General features: G+C 30.5%; 13 protein-coding genes. 9 read left to right on the top strand and 4 right to left on the bottom strand.

What is annotated here, in order from left to right; translation table 11 throughout:
* Positions 1-5: 5 nt before the first annotated feature.
* Genes FZC36_RS00745 through FZC36_RS00735 form a run of 3 tightly spaced genes read right to left on the bottom strand, consistent with a single transcriptional unit; the run spans position 6 to position 6698 of the window.
* Positions 6-2264, bottom strand: coding sequence for a UvrD-helicase domain-containing protein (locus FZC36_RS00745; RefSeq protein ID WP_148972089.1), 2259 nt, complete (start codon positions 2262-2264; stop codon positions 6-8).
* A complete protein-coding gene (locus FZC36_RS00740; RefSeq protein ID WP_148972088.1) occupies positions 2261-4531 on the bottom strand; it encodes a PD-(D/E)XK nuclease family protein in 2271 nt (756 codons plus the stop codon). Before FZC36_RS00740 ends, FZC36_RS00745 begins: the two co-directional genes overlap by 4 nt.
* The gene (locus FZC36_RS00735; protein WP_148972087.1) at positions 4518-6698 is read right to left on the bottom strand and encodes a sodium-translocating pyrophosphatase; all 2181 of its coding nucleotides are present in this window, start codon (positions 6696-6698) and stop codon (positions 4518-4520) included. The genes FZC36_RS00740 and FZC36_RS00735 overlap by 14 nt, the downstream gene beginning before the upstream one ends.
* Before the next feature lie 348 nt (positions 6699-7046).
* Between FZC36_RS00735 and FZC36_RS00730 the strand changes: the two genes are divergently transcribed.
* The 6 genes from FZC36_RS00730 to FZC36_RS00710 all read left to right on the top strand — a co-directional run bounded on the left by FZC36_RS00730 (position 7047) and on the right by FZC36_RS00710 (position 12863).
* Entirely contained in the window at positions 7047-7523 is a 477-nt protein-coding gene (locus tag FZC36_RS00730) for a division/cell wall cluster transcriptional repressor MraZ (RefSeq protein ID WP_148972086.1), read from the top strand.
* A gap of 49 nt (positions 7524-7572) precedes the next feature.
* Positions 7573-7695, top strand: coding sequence for a hypothetical protein (locus FZC36_RS02725; RefSeq protein WP_281284195.1), 123 nt, complete (start codon positions 7573-7575; stop codon positions 7693-7695).
* The gene (gene rsmH, locus FZC36_RS00725) at positions 7638-8792 is read left to right on the top strand and encodes a 16S rRNA (cytosine(1402)-N(4))-methyltransferase RsmH (protein WP_320410554.1); all 1155 of its coding nucleotides are present in this window, start codon (positions 7638-7640) and stop codon (positions 8790-8792) included. Before FZC36_RS02725 ends, rsmH begins: the two co-directional genes overlap by 58 nt.
* Before the next feature lie 70 nt (positions 8793-8862).
* Complete coding sequence (locus FZC36_RS00720) at positions 8863-9141, top strand: hypothetical protein (RefSeq protein ID WP_148972084.1); 279 nt, start codon at positions 8863-8865, stop codon at positions 9139-9141.
* Between the two features lie 229 nt (positions 9142-9370).
* Complete coding sequence (locus FZC36_RS00715) at positions 9371-10981, top strand: penicillin-binding transpeptidase domain-containing protein (protein ID WP_187440124.1); 1611 nt, start codon at positions 9371-9373, stop codon at positions 10979-10981.
* 136 nt (positions 10982-11117) lie between these two features.
* Positions 11118-12863 (top strand): Mur ligase family protein, encoded by a 1746-nt coding sequence (locus FZC36_RS00710; RefSeq protein ID WP_148972082.1) that lies wholly within the window; start codon positions 11118-11120, stop codon positions 12861-12863.
* Positions 12864-12970: 107 nt separating this feature from the next.
* On the opposite strand, the gene ybeY is transcribed toward FZC36_RS00710, so the two are convergent.
* Positions 12971-13486, bottom strand: a complete 516-nt coding sequence (ybeY, locus tag FZC36_RS00705; protein ID WP_148972081.1) for an rRNA maturation RNase YbeY — start codon at positions 13484-13486, stop codon at positions 12971-12973.
* A gap of 565 nt (positions 13487-14051) precedes the next feature.
* Between ybeY and FZC36_RS00700 the strand changes: the two genes are divergently transcribed.
* The 3 genes from FZC36_RS00700 to dnaJ all read left to right on the top strand — a co-directional run bounded on the left by FZC36_RS00700 (position 14052) and on the right by dnaJ (position 17768).
* Entirely contained in the window at positions 14052-14552 is a 501-nt protein-coding gene (locus FZC36_RS00700) for a nucleotide exchange factor GrpE (protein ID WP_148972080.1), read from the top strand.
* A gap of 1 nt (position 14553) precedes the next feature.
* A complete protein-coding gene (gene dnaK / locus FZC36_RS00695) occupies positions 14554-16449 on the top strand; it encodes a molecular chaperone DnaK (protein WP_148972079.1) in 1896 nt (631 codons plus the stop codon).
* A 224-nt stretch (positions 16450-16673) separates the two neighbouring features.
* Complete coding sequence (gene dnaJ, locus FZC36_RS00690; protein WP_148972078.1) at positions 16674-17768, top strand: molecular chaperone DnaJ; 1095 nt, start codon at positions 16674-16676, stop codon at positions 17766-17768.
* Positions 17769-18051 lie beyond the last annotated feature (283 nt).

Below are 18051 nucleotides of genomic sequence, written 5' to 3'. Positions count from 1 at the left end.
TCCACTTAGACTGGTATACAGTCTTTATTCCTTTTTGTCAATTCTGATCCACTATATAGAACTCCATTATCATTTTTAAATTCACGAGAACTAGACATGATAATGTCTGAATAAAAAGCGCTTGACCCTTTCTTTACAAATATATACAACTGCTCCACAGGCCTCGTAAGAGCCACATAAAGCAATCTTTCATTTTCTAAATTTTCATCAAACATACGTTGGTTTTTAGAAGTCATGTAAAGTGGATTATCAACTGGCCATACCATCATTCCATCTTGAAAAATTATCTTTTGCTTTTTTATATCTGAATCATTTAATAATAATATAACTATTTTTGATTCTAGTCCTTTTGAGCCGTGTATAGTGCTAATTGATATTCCTTCACCTTTTGAACAGAACGATTCAGACAATCCATTTATCCACTCTATAAACATCATTGGAGAGCCAATATTGTTCTTAGTAAATTCCACAACCTTATTCCAGAACTCTATCACTATCTCATAAAAAGAGGATTGTAGAAGAAATTTACCATATTCATCACTAAACAATAAGTTTCCATAAAAATCCACTGGATTAAAGGAAAGCTTTTTCCATCTGCTGCAAGTTTTTATGACCTTTGAGTGCTTGTCATTTTTCTTGTTTAAAGAATCAAAAATACTTCCTTTCCTTCTAGAACAAACCTCTAGCAAATCACGCTCTGCCCACTTAAAGAAAGGTCCCTTTAAAATAGATGCAAGTGAAAAGTCATCGTTATAAATTGCAAACTTTAGAATACTAACAAGCTCCTGAACTATCTCTTCAGAACCAAACTTAAACAAACTCTTTTTTACAGGAATATTATTCGATTTACACATTTCAACAAACTTAAACAATTCACTATTTCTTCTTCTAGTAAGAACCATAATGTCATTAAATGAAATCCCTCTGTTTTCAGAAAATAAATTACAACCCTGCAGATCAATTACTTTTCTAAGGCATTTATTTAGATATTCACTTTCATTGGCTTTTTTTATATTCCAACCATAGGTAGCTTTTTCTGACTCATACTCATGTATCTCAACTCTCCCTGAAAACTCATGAACTGGAGAATGTTTTGACTTACAAGAAGTGCTTGAAATTGTAGAATCTATGTAATCCAAAAGAACTGGAGATGTTCTATATGATTTATTCAATACCTCTGTAGCAAATTTTATTTTATTTTCTTCAGCGAAATATTGCATTTTTTTGTACATTCCTTCATAAACATAAACAGAAGATCCTTGAAACCCATAAATAGATTGCTTTGAATCACCAACCACATATAGCTTAACATTAGGATTTGAATTAAACACTTTCACAAATAGGGCATATATAAATTCCCACTGTTTTTCTGACAAATCCTGAGCTTCGTCAACAAATATATAATCCAGTCCTAACACATCGATGTTATCTGAATAAATACTTTCTGAAATAAATTTTATTCCATTATTTATCAAGTCATTAAAATCAAGAACTGATGATTCTTTCTTCAAATTTTCGTAATTATCTTTTATGCAATTTACCCAAGATGTTATAGCAACAGACTTTTGATATGCATCGAACGTCTTTTTCTTCTGAACATATTCAAAAACTTTAATACAATACTCATCTATAAAATAAGCTGAAAAAGGATTTCTAATTTTCCAAGCAGAACTATACAATCGCTTTCTAATCTGACCTGAATCTGTAAGTAAACTTTTTATAGGAGCTCCACCCATATGACATTTTTCATAAAGTAAAGAATTCATAAGATTTATTTCTAATTTTCCACCATCAGAAAGACTATCTATTATTTTTTTATCTATCTTAATTCCATTCCACTCTGGAAACTCTTTTGTCAGAAACTCTTTCTTAAATTCAATGTTCTTTTTAATTGCTTCGTATACACTTTGAAACAAACTATTCGATTCGTCATAAAAACTAGAAACAACTTCTAGAAATTTATTAGATTTCAAGCTTATATCAACCGCTTTGTTTATTAGAGCTTCAGATTCTTTTTCATTTATAACAGAAATAGACTTATCTTTGAGAGCAAGATTACAGAAACTATGCACTGTATGAAATGATGTATTTTTTCTTGACTCACTATCAACTCTTTCAGACATTTCACTTGCAGCTGCGTTGCTATAACTCAAGCACAATATAGATTTGGATTTATTTGTATTTGATTGCTTAATTTCTTTTATTTTCTGAATTATGTAGTAAGTTTTTCCACTTCCAGCAGAAGCATTTATCCAAGTAATCATGAGTAATCTCTCATTAAATTCTTAAGCTTATAATTTTCATTAGATTTTGTAGAGAAAAACACTCTATCTTTTATTAAAAATCTATCTAGTAACTTTTTTGTGGATTCAATTGCTTCTGGAACAAAATGAACATATGTAAATGGCAAAAAACCTTTAGGAGACATAAACCCACTATCCCCAATTTCATTTACATGCCCAGAGAAATCTATATTATTAAGCATTGCCAATTCATATATTATTTGTGGCATTTCTCCTCTAAGAACAGATGATATAGATGGCACAGAGCCTGTTTTATACTCAACCACACCACATGATCCATTGCTCAACCTATACACAAAATCTATTCTTCCATATATCTTATATATCTCATTTTCCATTTCTATATTTAAATAAGATTCTTTTTCTGTAAAAATTTCATATTCTTGATTAGAAGTTTTGAGATTTAAGAAAAATCTATCTATGTAATAAAGCATTTTCTTTATTTTCTGACCAGCAATCAGATTTCCCCAATTAGACAAACCACTTTCAGAAATTATCTGCTCACATTCTTCTTTATTTAAATTTTTTGCATAATTCTCTAATGCTTTGTGAACAGACATTCCGACTATATTCAAAAAAGAATAATGTTTTTCTATAAGGCCAAGCACAGATTTAACATAAAATGAATAAGGATCTATGCACAGCTTTGAAATTTCACTAATAGAAAAAGTTTTTGGCATATAAGAAAAGTCAATCTCTTTATCTGTATACTTATCTTTTGGTTTATGTAATTTTCCTTTTTTTGATTTTGTAACCTTATCAAAACTAGCTACATTCAAAGAAGAGTTAGCATTATTCCCATAAGAAGAAAGTGAAATTTTACTATTTAAGTTGACATTTGTAAGGAGAGAGCATTGCTCCAAATCTGCTGAACAAATCCCTCCTACAATAATCTCTGTTTTATCTTTCAAAAATGGCACAGATTCTAAAGGAACTATATCAAAATTACTTCTATCTACCCTAGCGTCAAAGTCGATTTTTTTTAACATATTTTCCAAAATTGAAATATACATCTCACAGTCTATTTCCTTAGATTCAAGCTCTAAGCCCTCTATATAATCAAATAAAGCAGAATTAAAATTCATGTCGTAGATTTTCTCTCTCAAGAAATTACTTCCATTTTCTACCCTATGAACATCAGAATAAACTTCACAATCATCAGAAAGACTAGCTCTACATGTGTTTTCTGAGCTATAATCACCATCATTTACAGAAAGATTCGAGTTTCTTGAAGGGTCAAGATCTTTCACAGAAAGATTAAGATCTGCTTGGTCTATTTTCAAACTATATGCATTAACAATATCACCTAAGCTTTTCTTATGCACACTTGAATTGCGTATTAAATTTAATTTTGATTCTAAGCTTAAATCATCGCTAAGAGCAGGCTTTTTGAAAAAAACAATTTGCATTATTTTTTCAGGAATTTTATAGTTCATATTTTTTTTCATAAAATCTAAGTGCATTTCACTAAATTCATAAAAAGTTTTCTTTTCTTTGAATTGGTCATATTTATAAAATTCATTAGCCTCTAAATAACCACCTTTGTAATTAGATTCTGATGTAGCAGAGAATTCAGATATTTCCAACCCAAGCGCTTTACCAAACTTTATCTTTGCAGAACAAATCAAAAGAAAACAATGATTTGAATTGTAATATTTATTTTGACATGAAAAAGATTTTAAGCTTTTGTCCATAGAAAGAAGCGTTGTGTTAAGGGTGGTATCACTTGAAGATATTACTGCATTCTTGGATGTACGCAGTTTCTTTAACATATAAGAAGCTTCTTCGAATACATTTTCGAAAACTTTACACTTCTCATTTAATAAGGATTTTTCTTTTATTTTTATAATTTCGTGTTTCTTTTTCTTAGTTATCCCCTCGTTAACAAGGAGCAAAAAATCATTGATTAAGTTTTCATGTTTTTTGAATTCTCCAGAATCGCTTAAAACAAAGAGCAAATCTGATTGCTTACATTTTTCTAATATATAAGAACACACATATCCAAAGGAAATTTTTTTATCACTTTTTCTTTCATTTAGCTTTATATTTTTATATGTATTTTTAGATTTGACTCCAGGGTCAGAAAATTTTGACAAAATGTTTTCAAGAACAAAAACATTCAACCCGCGATGGTGTAAGAATTCAGCTGAAGCAAGATTAGAAACAAACACCACTTTACCTGACTTATAAGCACCTTCTATTTTTTCAATAATACTAGAAAAGACCATACTTGTTGAACAGCAATATAATAACTATTGCTATTATATTAACCATCTTCATCATAGGGTTTATTGCAGGACCTGCTGTATCTTTATAAGGATCTCCTACTGTATCACCAGTGACTGCAGCTTTATGCGCATAAGATCCCTTACCTCCATAAAAACCAAGCTCAATGTATTTCTTAGCATTATCCCAAGCACCACCACCATTAGTCATTGATATAGCTGAAAAAATACCAACTATAGTCACACCTGATATAAGTCCACCTAAAATAGTAAATGCTGCACTTGATCCAAAAAATAAATATACAGATGCAAAGCAAATTAATGGAACTCCAACAGCCACTAAAACAGGGTAAAACATTTTCTGAATAGATCTTTCAGTTAGCATTTCAACAGTTCTAGAGTAATTAGGGGTTGATTTTCCTTCTATTATAAGTGGATCTTCAGCAAACTGATTTTGCACTTCTTTTACAACCTCTTGCCCAACTTCAGAAACAGATTCAATAGACATAGAAGCATACAAGTAAACTATAGCTCCACCTATAAGCATTCCTGACACAACAAATGGGTTTGTAAGACAGAAAACAAAATTTTCTCCAGTATAAGAAAGCAGATCATGTGAATAAGAAAAGAACACGGCAGAAGCAGCTAATGCTGCAGATCCTATAGAATATCCTTTCGTAAGAGCTTTTGTTGTGTTTCCTAAAGCATCTAAAGTGTCAGTATTCTCTCTTGCAGAAGCAGGCATTTTAGACATTTCTGCGATACCTCCTGCATTATCTGTAATTGGTCCATATGCATCCAAAGTCATAACTGTAATAACGATACTAAGCATTGAAACTATACAAATTGCTATTCCTAAAGTATCAGCAAAGTAATAAGAACCCAAAATTGCAGAAACCATACAAACTATTATTCCAAAACAAGATTCTAAAGAGACAGCCAATCCAGTCATTATATTCATAGCATGTCCAGATTCTGAAGCTTTAGCAATTCTTTTTACAGGAGAACAGCTATAAGAAGTATAGTAATTTGTCAAAACAACAATTACAAATGATGACAAAATACCTACTGCACATGGCTTAAAGAAATAAAACAACATGTTATATGAAAAAGATCCCATGTAATTTAAGTAGCATGAAATTCCTACTAAATTAAACATACATGCAGCACAAAGAGAAAAAATCATAAACTTAAACATAGTTTTAAATGGATTTGTAGTTCTACTAAACATTTCTGTAGCAATATAAGATCCAAGCATAGAGCTTAAAGAAATTATGAGAAACAATATTGGATCAACATAATACTGACTAGATATGTAACAAGCAGCCATAAATCCTACTATGTAAGTTTCAAAAATGTCCGCAGAAGTTCCAGCACAATCACCAACATTATCACCAACATTATCAGCTATTACAGCTGGATTCCTAGGGTCATCCTCTGGTATATTTTTTTCTATTTTACCAACTAGATCTGCACCAACATCTGCAGCTTTTGTAAAAATCCCACCACCAAGTCTAGCAAATACTGAAACAACTGAAGCACCAAAGCTCATACCTAACAAGATTTTCAAAATCCTGTTATAAGAAAAATCACTGAAATTAACTGATTTTGTTACTTTTTTCATAATATTAGAGTCATATTCAGATATTACTCTAGTTCCACACTCATTCCATAGAGCAAAAACAACAGAAAATATTATTATTCCTCCTATTAAGAGTCCTGTAACTTTTCCAGCTCCAAAAGAAACTTCAAAAGCATCAGAAACTCCAGATTCAGCTTTTTGAGCAGTTCTCATGTTTGAAACAACAGCTACATGCATTCCTGCTATACCACAAACTGAGGAAAGGAAAGCACCAACTATAAATCCTAAACAGACATTAAACTCAGAAAAGAAAAATAAAAACAATGCAATAACACAAGAAACTACAAAAACATATAAATACTGTTTCTTTAGATAAGCATAAGATGCATCCTTTATATATGAACCTATTCTGTTTACATCTTCTGAAACCTTAATGTTTTTAATTTTTTTGTAATAAACATAAGATCTAAAAAACAAAAACAAGCCTGAAAAAATAGCTATGCTTTGAAATGTACAGTTAAACAACTTAATTCTCCAATCAATAATATAAAATAGATACATAATAAGTTCATTAGATGCAATAGACATTTTATAATAATGGAAAATACAAGCTATTACAGAAAATCTAAATATACTTCAAAGTCTAATAAGAGTCATGCAAAATAAAAATACACTTCCATAAAACAATCAACTTCTCAAAATATAAAACACCTCAAATAAATTAATTAAGAAAACAGAATGCTCATACATATGATCTTATAAAAATAACTTTATAAAGGAATATATTCAGAATAATGCACATAAAACTACTTTATAAGAATGTTATAAAATCCACTTTTCCACAGGCTGTTAATAAAGCTGTGAATAAAAACCCATCATTTCCCAAAAAAGCCCACAAATATTGAATACAAAAAATCATTGTGTTATGTTCTCTTTGTGAGCGTATTTCTTTCGAAACATTCAAAAGTAATAGATGAAAGAGGAAGAATACTTACTCCATCTTCTTTTAGAGGATCTCTTTCCAAAGAATCATTCCAAGGTTTTGTGGCATTTAAGTCAAATTTTTTACCAACTCTTGATTGTTTTTCAATGAGCAAAATAGAAAAGCTAAGCTTTAAATACGAAAATGAAGATCCATTCTCAAAGAACTGGAATTACAATGAAAATGACATGTTTGCAGATGCTGAAATGATTACATTTGACAAAGCTGGAAGAATAAAAATATCTGAAGAACTGCTAAATCACTGCAAAATAGAAAAAGAGCTTATTTTTGCTGGAAGAGGATCATCATTCCAAATTTGGTCACCAGAGCTATTTGCAGACAACCAAAACAACAGCAGAAGAAAAATCATTGCTAGACAAGAAAGCAAAGAAAATGCTGAAAATGGAAATACAGACATACAGCAATCATGACAGATAAGAATGTAAGCACATTAGTTAATATGCAACTAAGCAATTAAGCATGGAATTTATATACAGATTTATAAATACACAAAGTGAACAAGAAGTACAAAAAAGGAAGTTAAGATTAAAAGTCGTAAGTCAAAAAAGAGAAATAGTTACAGTTACAAAAATCCTAAAATAAGTAGGCATATTGTAGATGAACTAAAAACAAAAGAAAAACAAATCAGACAAGATCAACTACATATACCTATTATGGCTAGAGAAATAATGGATTTTCTTAAACCTACACCTTCTAAGAAATTTATAGACTTTACTTTTGGCTTTGGAGGACATGCTAAGTTGCTACTATCATTCGGAGCAAAAGTAACAGGAATAGACAGGGATAAAGAATCCTTTTTGTACGGAAAAAAATTAGAAAAACAAAACAGCAGGTTCAAAATAATTAGAGCCAAATTTAGTGATATATATGAACAACATGAGAAATCTCGTTTAAAAAACCAGAACAATGGAAAAGAGCTTGATTCAGAGCACTTTATGACACTAAATCCTGAGAAAAATCTATGCACATACACAAATGCAAATGAAATTCGCAACACAAAATGGTCAAACAAGAACTATGAAGCAGATGCAAACAAAGACATGGATAAAAAAACCTACTTCAAAGAAGACTTTTCTAAAATAATCTCAGAAGCGGATGGAATATTATTAGATTTTGGAGTTTCATCAGAGCAAATAGATAATCAAGAAAAAGGATTTTCTTTCACAAATGAAGGGCCATTAAAAATGCAAATGGGACTTAACAATGTATCTGCTTATGATGTTGTAAATCTTTACGATCAACATGTTCTGGCTGACATAATTTACCACTATGGAGATGAAGTTAAATCCAGACAAATAGCTAGCAAAATAATGGAAAAAAGAAAAGAAAAGAAAATAGAAACAACAAAAGAGCTATCTGATATAGTCAATTCTTGTTTTAGAGGTTTTTCTAAAAAACCACATTCTGCAAAAACATTTCAAGCAATCAGAATGTTCGTAAACGATGAAGTTAATGAGATAGTGAAAATATTACATGTTCTTAAATCTAAAATGAAAGCAGGAGCAAAGTTAGCCACAATAACTTTCCACTCTGGCGAAGATAAAATTATAAAAAAAGAATTCAAAGGATGTTTCTTGACAACCAAACCCAAATTCCTACAACCATCTTTAGAAGAAACACTTTTCAATTCCAGATCTAGATCTGCAAAACTTAGATTGGGAGCAAAAAAGATAATCTAATATGTAAGTGAAAAATAAGAAAAAATAGACAAAGCAATCAAAGTTTAAAAACAAGAATGGGGAAATGGAAATGAAAAAAAATTATACAAATTCAATTTTAAGAGTATCAGCATTCACAGCAATGATAGCATTAGCAATAGCTCACTACAAAAAATCAAAAACCATAATCAAACTAGAGAAAACAAAGCAAGAGCTATTTATAATGAAAAGACATCTTAAAAACCAGAAAGCAAAATTTGCAGAACTTACAAACCCTGGGAGATTGAATTTAATTATATCAAGCCATACAAACTTAGTCCCCACTAAGGTAAAAGATTTCTTGCACAATAAAGAACAGGAATTCGCATGATTACGTACGGTTTTATGGAATAAACAGCATGATTAAGTAGAAATATAGTCAATATCTGCTACAAAGAACAAACATTACTTTCTAAGCTTATCGAGTTAGTTTGATCTTCAAGCTTACAAATCTAAAATGAATATTCAAAAAAAACAAATGATAAAATTACAAAGCTAAAGTTGGATGTAAAACCAGAAAGATTTAAATTATGAACTCAGGAAAACAAAATCACAATAAAATGTATTATAAGAAAAAGGATAAATATCATCAGTACAAAACTTTCATTCTAAAAATTGTACGAAAGCTAAAACCTAATCTAGAAAAAATATTGGTGATTTTTCTAATATCTATTTTGTCTTTAAGGATACTTTACATAAATAAATTTACAACCAAAAATAGAATCAGCAGAAGCTCAATAGTTAGGAGTTCTATATTAGATTGTAATGGGAATCCTATTGCCATAACCAGAAATACGTATTCAGTTTATATAAGCCCTAGAAAAATACACGCAGACATGTTGAGAAAAATAGAAGAAAATTTAAATACGAAAATTGAAAAAGAAAAAAGTTTTTTTTGGATAAAAAGGCATGTAACCAAGCAAGAAGCAAATAAACTCATGAAAGAATGGAAATCTAAATACAAGAACATAAAAGGTCTTTTTGTTAGAAATGATCATAAAAGAGATTACCCTCAAAGTGAAATCACTAGTCATGTAGTAGGATTTTGTGACAAAAATTTAAAAGGAAAAGCAGGCGCAGAACTCGCGTTCGATTCAGAACTACAAACAAATAATGTAGAACTTACTATAGACACAAGATTGCAATATATACTTCACCAAACATTAAATGAAATAAAAGAAACTTTCGACTCAGAAGATGCGTTTGGATTGATCACAGAAATAGAATCAGGAGAAATAAAAGCACTTTCTTCAGTTCCATCTCCTGACAGTAGAGTTCCAATCACATTCTTAAGCAAACAAAATAGAAATCACAATCTAGATCCAGTAGAGGCAGGATCTATATTAAAAATACACAATGCTGCAATGTTACTAGAAAATGAGATCGTAGATCTAGACTCTATGGTTGATGCACAAGGAAGCTTGAAAATAGGTAAATTCGAAATAAATGATTTCTTCGGAAAAAATAGAAAGATGACATTTTTAGAGTCAGTTAGGTTTTCTTCAAACATAGCAACAGGCAGGCTAGCTCTACAAGCAGGAGCAGAAACACAAAAAAGATTTTTCAAATCTATAGGGTTTTTGGATAAGATAGAATGGTTACCTAATCAAAATGCGTATCCATTGGTTCCTTCTAGTTGGGGCAAATCTACAGTAGTTACAGCTTCTTATGGTTATGGAATAGGATTAACCTCACTTCACATTGTGCAAGGTCTAATAAGAATCTTATCAGGCAAAGATAGAAAAGTGTCAATGTATAAAAGCAAAAATCCAATACAAGAAAATCAAATTATTAACAAAAAAACAACAGAGCCAATCCAAGAAATAATGAGAGAATCTGTAAGATCTTCATATAGAAGCATAAACACAGCGGAATATGATATAGGAGGGAAAACTGGAACTGCTAACATTTGTGAAAATGGAAAATACATAGAAGGAGAAAACAGGGTTTCTTATTTAGTTGCATTTCCAATGCACTCACCCAAATATGTAGTTATAATCCAATCTACAAACCCAAAGAAATCTAAATTAAAAACAGGTAGATATTTAACTGCCTCTAATGTTTTAACAAACAGTGTTAAAAAGCTAATTTCCTACATAGCACAAATCTCAGACATACAACCAAATCAACATAAATTTATCCAACAAAGATCACAACAAATTACTGAGTGATTATTTCTATTTATATCAGATGTTAAATTACAATTTTAGACTGCAACCTTGATCAGAACACAAAATTAAAGTCAAATAGCATAAAGAGCATTTGAAATTTCAATGTTGGATTAAAGCGTAAGGTTAAAATAAGTTCATGAAGCTAGAAGTAAATTTAAATTCCAAAGATATGAGAACTTTTTATGGTTCAAAAGATTTTCATATAAAAAATATCACAAAACATACAGACTTTGTAAATAATGAAACATGGTTTATATGCGAAGATATTAATTATTTACAGAAAGCCATAGATAAAAACCCAGCAGGGTTAATAATTCCTGAGGAACATGAAGAATATGAAAAATATGAAGAACATGAGAAGCATAAGAAGTATAAAAGAATACAACTTCAACAATCACTAAAAACACTTTTCTCTAAAAACATAAAGAAAGTTTGGCCTGAATTTTGTAGTATAAAATTCCCTTTAAAGCCAGATTTTATATGCCTTGTCACTGGAACAAATGGGAAAACATCCGTAAGCTGGATTACAAGCAAAGCAATAAATAACCTGAATATTAGCATTAATTCTAACCATAGTAAGCATGATTCTAATCACTTACTTAAATCTGGATATATAGGAACTCTTGGGATAATATATCCAAACACAAAAACAACAAACCTATTAACCACACCAGATGCATTAGATTTACATTTCCACTTAAATAAAATGAAAAAAGAAGGTGTAAATTTTGTAATAATAGAGGCATCAAGTATAGGATTAGATCAAGAAAGATTGGCTTTTGTTAAGGCAGATATATGTGTTTTTACAAACTTCTCTCAAGATCACTTGGATTACCATATAACCATGGATAAATACCTCAAATCTAAACTCAAGATAAAAGAATTATTTAAATCTGATTGTAAGTTCATCACACATGCATCTTTGCTTGACACAAAAACTACAGACATAAAGAAGGTAAAAAATTGCAATAAAATAGAAATAAAAGGAGATATAGTTTATGGAGAATGTCCAGAAGCATGTATTTCTTATAAAGTAGATAGCCCTACACTAGATCAAGAATATTTATTTCATTATCAAAATAGATTCAAAAGAGCATTACACAAAAAAACACAAGAAAATAAAAAGAATATTAGTGAAATTTATTCAAGTGAAGTTCATGGCTTTAAAAGAGAAAATATAAATGCTGCATTTGTAATAATCAAAAACTTCATTGATCGAAATGCCAGCATTCAAAACTACACGGATTACAAAATAATTGAGGAAATTCTAAAATCGGCACATGTTCCAGGTAGGTTTCAAAAAATAAACTCAAACCTTCTAGATGTATATGTCGACTTTGCTCATACTCCAGATGCATTAGAAATCATTTTAAAAGAAGCTAAAAAAGAATATAGAAAAGTAGGCTTGGTATTTGGGTGTGGAGGAGACAGAGACATATCAAAAAGATCAAAAATGGGAGAAATAGCAGAGCAATTTTCTGATTGGTTTATTTTGACAAATGACAACCCAAGGAGTGAGGATCCAATTTCTATAGCTAAAGATGTAATTTCTACATTAAGTGAAAAAGCCATACTCATTCCAACCAACAACACTAATCTCAGTGGAATACATAACAATGAATCTGGGAACAGTAAAGAAATCAAATCAAATCAAGAATGTAACCAAACACAAAATTTTTCACAATATAAAATAAAAATAGTTTTAGATAGGAGAAAAGCAATAAAAGAAGGGATTCTAAGATCTATTTCTGAAAAAACACCACTTCTTATTGCAGGAAAAGGAGATGAAAGAACTCAAGAAACTAATGGTGTAAAAGTTCATTTTCATGATCCTTCAATAATTACAGAAATTTTAGAGGAGATAGAAGAAAGTAAGAAATAAGGAAAAATCTTTTAAAATATAAAGTGTTCCATTCAATGATTTGTAGGTCTATTTATGTACTCTTTCATGCTTCTTATTGATCTTATTTATTTGATCTTTTTATATTTTCATCGTGGTTTTGGCATATTAAAGAAAGTCATTATTTTTTCCTCTATATCATTCATAATAGATTCTTCTTTATCATTTTCATGATTGTATCCAACAAGATGAAGCGCTCCATGGCAAATCATATGTAAAAAATGATAACTAAACTCTCTGTCTAACTTAGCAGATTCAGTTTTTATGTAGTCAGTAGAAACAAAAATATCACCTAAGTTCAAGGGCATTTCAGGATTTTCTTCCAATATTTGTAAAAACTCCTCTTTCTCTTCTGTAAATTCAAGAGGAAAAGAAAGGACATTTGTTGTTTTGTTTTTGTTTCTATGTTTTTTGTTTAGATATTTTATATACCTATTTTTCACACATGTAAGATCTACATGAACCTCTCTATTAGCCAATTCTTTCTTAAAAGTCAAAGCTTTTTTTATTATAAAATCAGAGATTAAAAAAAGGTCTGTTGGAACATTAGATCTGCTTATTTTCCAGAGCTTTGTATAATCAGGAAGGGGTTTTACTTCAAACATATAAGATAAGAAATATCATATAAAATAGATAAAACATATAACAAACCCCATAAATGAATGTTTAAAACTCACTTTGGATAATTTTTATCAGATAATCAATCTCTAAAAAACCTTTATAACTTATTACTACCAAATAAAATATTATATTCTGGATTTGCGTAAATTACACACATTAAATTGAAACTCTTTTTGCATTAATTTAACAACTTTGAGATGTATAAATAATCCTTATACAGAGTTCCTAATCCTTAGTATAAACAAGATAAAATACTACTACATTTTTCGCATAGAAACCTATGGAAAAATTTGATTTATTTGCAAATTTATGATTAAATGTACTTGGTCCATATTTAGAATTGGTTCTGTTCAATTTTCTAGATATGAAGAATAAAACTTATAGCCACAGCGCATGTTTTACATGCTTTAATTTGATTTTTATATTAAAAATTTGGCTCCAAGATTTGTTAATCATATTAAGAGAACATAACTTAAATTTAGGACTTTGTGATTTTATATAATAATTTTTATTTGAAATCATTAATTTTATTTAAGAAAAGAGGTTTGATTGTCAAAAGAAAAAGATGAAAAAGAAATAGAAGAATCTGAAAACATGCAAGGCGAACCAAGCTTAGAAAAGCAAAACTCTGAACTAAAAGAAGATCTTGCAAGAGCTTTGGCAGAGCAGAGCAATATCAGAAAGAGACTTGAAAAAAGATCTGAAGAAGTAACACAGTTTGCACTAAGAAGAATGGCTTCATCTATCCTAGAAATAGTAGATAATTTTGAACTTGCTTGCAAAGCTGCAAAAGAAAACCCTTCAATAAGCGAGGGCTTAAACATGATACAAATTCAGATTCTAGAAATTTTGAAAAACCATAAAATACAACAAATTCAGACTAGTTCTGGAGATGTTTTCGATGCTGAAAAGCATGAAATATCAGAAGAAAAAGAATCTAATGATGTTGAATCTGGAAAAGTAATTGAAGTACTTAAAAATGGATACCAGATGGATGGAAAAACATTAAGATTCGCAAGAGTAATTGTGTCAAAAAAGGAGAACCAATAAAATGAACAAAATAATCGGAATAGATCTAGGAACAACAAACTCATGTGTTGGAGTTTTCGAAGGTGGAAAAACAACAGTAATTACAAACAAAGAAGGAAATAGAACCACTCCTTCAGTAGTTTTGTTCAAAAGTGGAGAGCAAATTGTAGGACAAGCAGCTTATAGACAGTCTGTAACACATCCTCAAAACACCATACATTCTGCAAAAAGACTTATGGGACTTGATTTCAATAGTGAAATGACAAGAGAGCATATGAAGCATGTTCAATACAAGGTTGTAGAAGAAAAAGGCAGAGCTTACATAGAAGTTGATGGAAAAACAATGAGCCCTCAAGAAATAAGCTCAATAATCTTAAGATCTCTTAAATCTGATGCTGAGGCTTATCTAGGTGCAAAAGTAACTGAAGCTGTAATCACAGTTCCAGCTCACTTTAACGATGCTCAAAGAGCTGCAACAAAAGAAGCAGGTCAATTAGCTGGACTTGAAGTAAAAAGAATAATAAACGAACCTACTGCTGCTGCGCTTGCATATGGATTAGACAAAAAATCTGGAAAAGTAGCTATATATGATCTTGGTGGAGGAACTTTTGATGTATCAATTCTTGAAATGAACGATGGAGTGTTCCAAGTTCTTTCAACAAATGGAGATACATTCTTAGGTGGAGCTGATTTTGACCAAAGAATAGTAAGTTACCTTGCTGAAGAATTCATGAAAATGGAAGGAATAGATCTTACAAAAGACAGTCAAGCTTTACAAAGACTAAGAGACTCAGCTGAACAGGTTAAAAAAGAACTTTCCACAACATTAGAGAGAGAAGTAAACCTTCCTTTCATTACAATGTTCAATGGAGCTCCAAAACATCTAAATGTAAAAATAACAAGAGCAAAATTTGAATCACTAGTTCAAGATTTAATAGAAAGATCAATGGATCCTTGCAAAGAAGCATTAAAAGACGCGAATCTATCAACCTCTGAAATATCTGAAGTTGTTTTGGTTGGTGGAATGACAAGAATGCCTAAAATAGTAGAATCTGTTGAAAAATTCTTTGGAAAGAAACCTCATCAAGGTGTAAACCCAGATGAAGTAGTAGCTATAGGTGCTTCTATACAAGCAGGTGTTCTTCAGGGAAGTGTGAATGATGTTCTTCTTTTAGATGTAACACCTCTTTCTCTAGGAATTGAAACAGTTGGTGGTATTTTCACTAAACTAATAGAAAAAAACACAACAATACCTACAAAGAAATCTCAAACATTCTCAACAGCTGAAGACAACCAAACTTCTGTAACTATAATGGTTTATCAAGGTGAGAGAGAAATTGCTCAACACAATAAACTTTTAGGACAGTTCAATCTTACAGGAATATCTGCAGCTCCTAGAGGAATCCCTCAGATAGAAGTTACTTTCGACATAGACTCAGATGGACTTGTTCATGTTTCTGCAAAAGATAAAGCTACAAATCAAGAGCAAAAAATAACTATCAAAAATTCTGGAGGATTATCAAAAGAAGAAATTGAAGAAAAAATTAAAGAAGCAGAAATGTTTGCAGAAGAAGACAAGAAAAAAGCAAAACTTGTTGAATCAAAGAACAAAGCTGAATCTTTGATCTATTCTACTCAAAAAGCATTGACAGATCATGGAGATAAAATCTCTGCAGAAGAAAAGACAAAGGTAGAAGCATCTTTAGAAGAACTGAAGACAGCAAAAGATTCTGAAGACTCACAGCAAATAGAAAATGCTGTTAGCGCTCTTTCTGCAGCTGCTGCAAAATTGGGAGAAGTTGTTTACAAAGCTGAGCAAGAAAAGAATGCAAAAGAAGCTCAAGAACCTAAATCTAACGACAGCGAACAGTCTGAAGAAGTAAAAGATGCAGAGTTCGAAACAGAAGAAGATAAATAATTTTTTCATATATTTGAAAAGAATATAACAAGGTTTTATTTTTAAATAATGTTTTTAAAGAAATTTATTTAAAAAAGAATATTTGTTCAGTTATTATTCAGTTAATGTTTAAAACAATGTTTAAGGAATAAAAAAACCTTAAACTCATGGAAATAAACCTTGCAGTTTTTATGTAAGTTAGAACCATAGATTAAAAAATGAAATTAGGAGTACACACATAAAAAATGAGTGAGAATTTTTATGATATATTAGGCGTTTCTAAAAACGCTACAGATTCAGAAATAAAAACTGCTTATTTAAAAAAAGCAAAAAAATACCACCCGGATTCTAATAAAGGAAATGAAACATGTGCAAATCAGTTTAAAAAAGTATCTGAAGCATATGAAACTTTAAAGGATCCTAAAAAGAGATCAATGTATGATGCAGGAGGAAGCGATCCTTTTGGATCTGGTTTTGGTGGTCATGGGAATCAATATAGTCAAGGAAATGGCTCATTTGATTTTGAAGACATATTTAGCAGTTTCTTTGGTGGACAAGGTGGAAGACAAAGACAAAAAAGAGGTGAAGATTTAAGATTTAGAGTTAAATTAACATTAGAACAAGCTTTTTCTGGCACAAAAATGACAATAAAAATACCAAAAACAAGCTCATGCAAAACATGCTCTGGAAAAGGAAGTAGCGGACCGATAGAAGCGTGCTCTGCATGTAATGGAAAAGGTACAATCCTTATGAGGCATGGATTTTTTCATGTTGAATCAGAATGCTCTGCATGTAAGGGAAGAGGAAAGACATCCAAAAATCTCTGCTCTACATGTAAGGGATCTGGTATAGTTAAGGAAAATAAAGAAATAAGCATAGAAATCCCTGCTGGAATTGAAAATGGAGAAGAGTTAAGAGTTCCAGGAGAAGGAAACAGTATAGGATCAGAAGGACCAAATGGAGATTTGTTTATCCAAGTTGGAGTTTCTGAACATAAATTGTTCTCCAGAGAAAGATTGAATTTGCACTGTACAATCAAGGTGTCTCCTGTAACTCTAGTGATGGGAGGAGAAGCTGAAGTTGTTTCTATAGACGGAAAGAAAATATCTGTAAAGATCCCTGCTGGAACACAATCAGAGTCTTTGCTTAGAATAAAGAAACTAGGAATGCAGTCTAGAGGCAGAATTGGTGATTTATATATAAAAGTAAGCACAAAAATCCCATCTACGTCTTCTATGAGCTCAAAAGAAAAAGCTTTGTGGAAAGAACTATCAGAAATGTCCGATAGCACAGCTACAAGCTTACTAGACTCCATAAAATCAATGTTTAAATGGAAATAATTTAAGCATATCTTTAAATCGTTATATAAAAATGAATTTTTAATGTGTTTTTATATACTTAACTTTATATACTTAACAAAACTTAAAAACAAAAATATAAGTAGAAACAGTTAGTAAGACCAATTCCTCGCATAGTAGACAAAATTCAGATTTAAAATTTCCTGACTCTAAGTAATAATTACTGGAAATTCATATTCATAGATTGTGAACAGAACTTTTTAATGCAGTTCTTTTATTTTCTAGTTATTTATACAATTATAATTCCAAGATTTTTTACTAAATA

Origin of the sequence: Candidatus Nesciobacter abundans (assembly GCF_008189525.1) — a bacterium.
Taxonomy (GTDB): domain Bacteria; phylum Pseudomonadota; class Alphaproteobacteria; order CAJXXZ01; family 1604HC; genus Nesciobacter; species Nesciobacter abundans.
The sequence above is the reverse complement of the archived record's forward strand: the minus strand, read 5'-3'. Positions and strand labels throughout refer to the sequence as shown.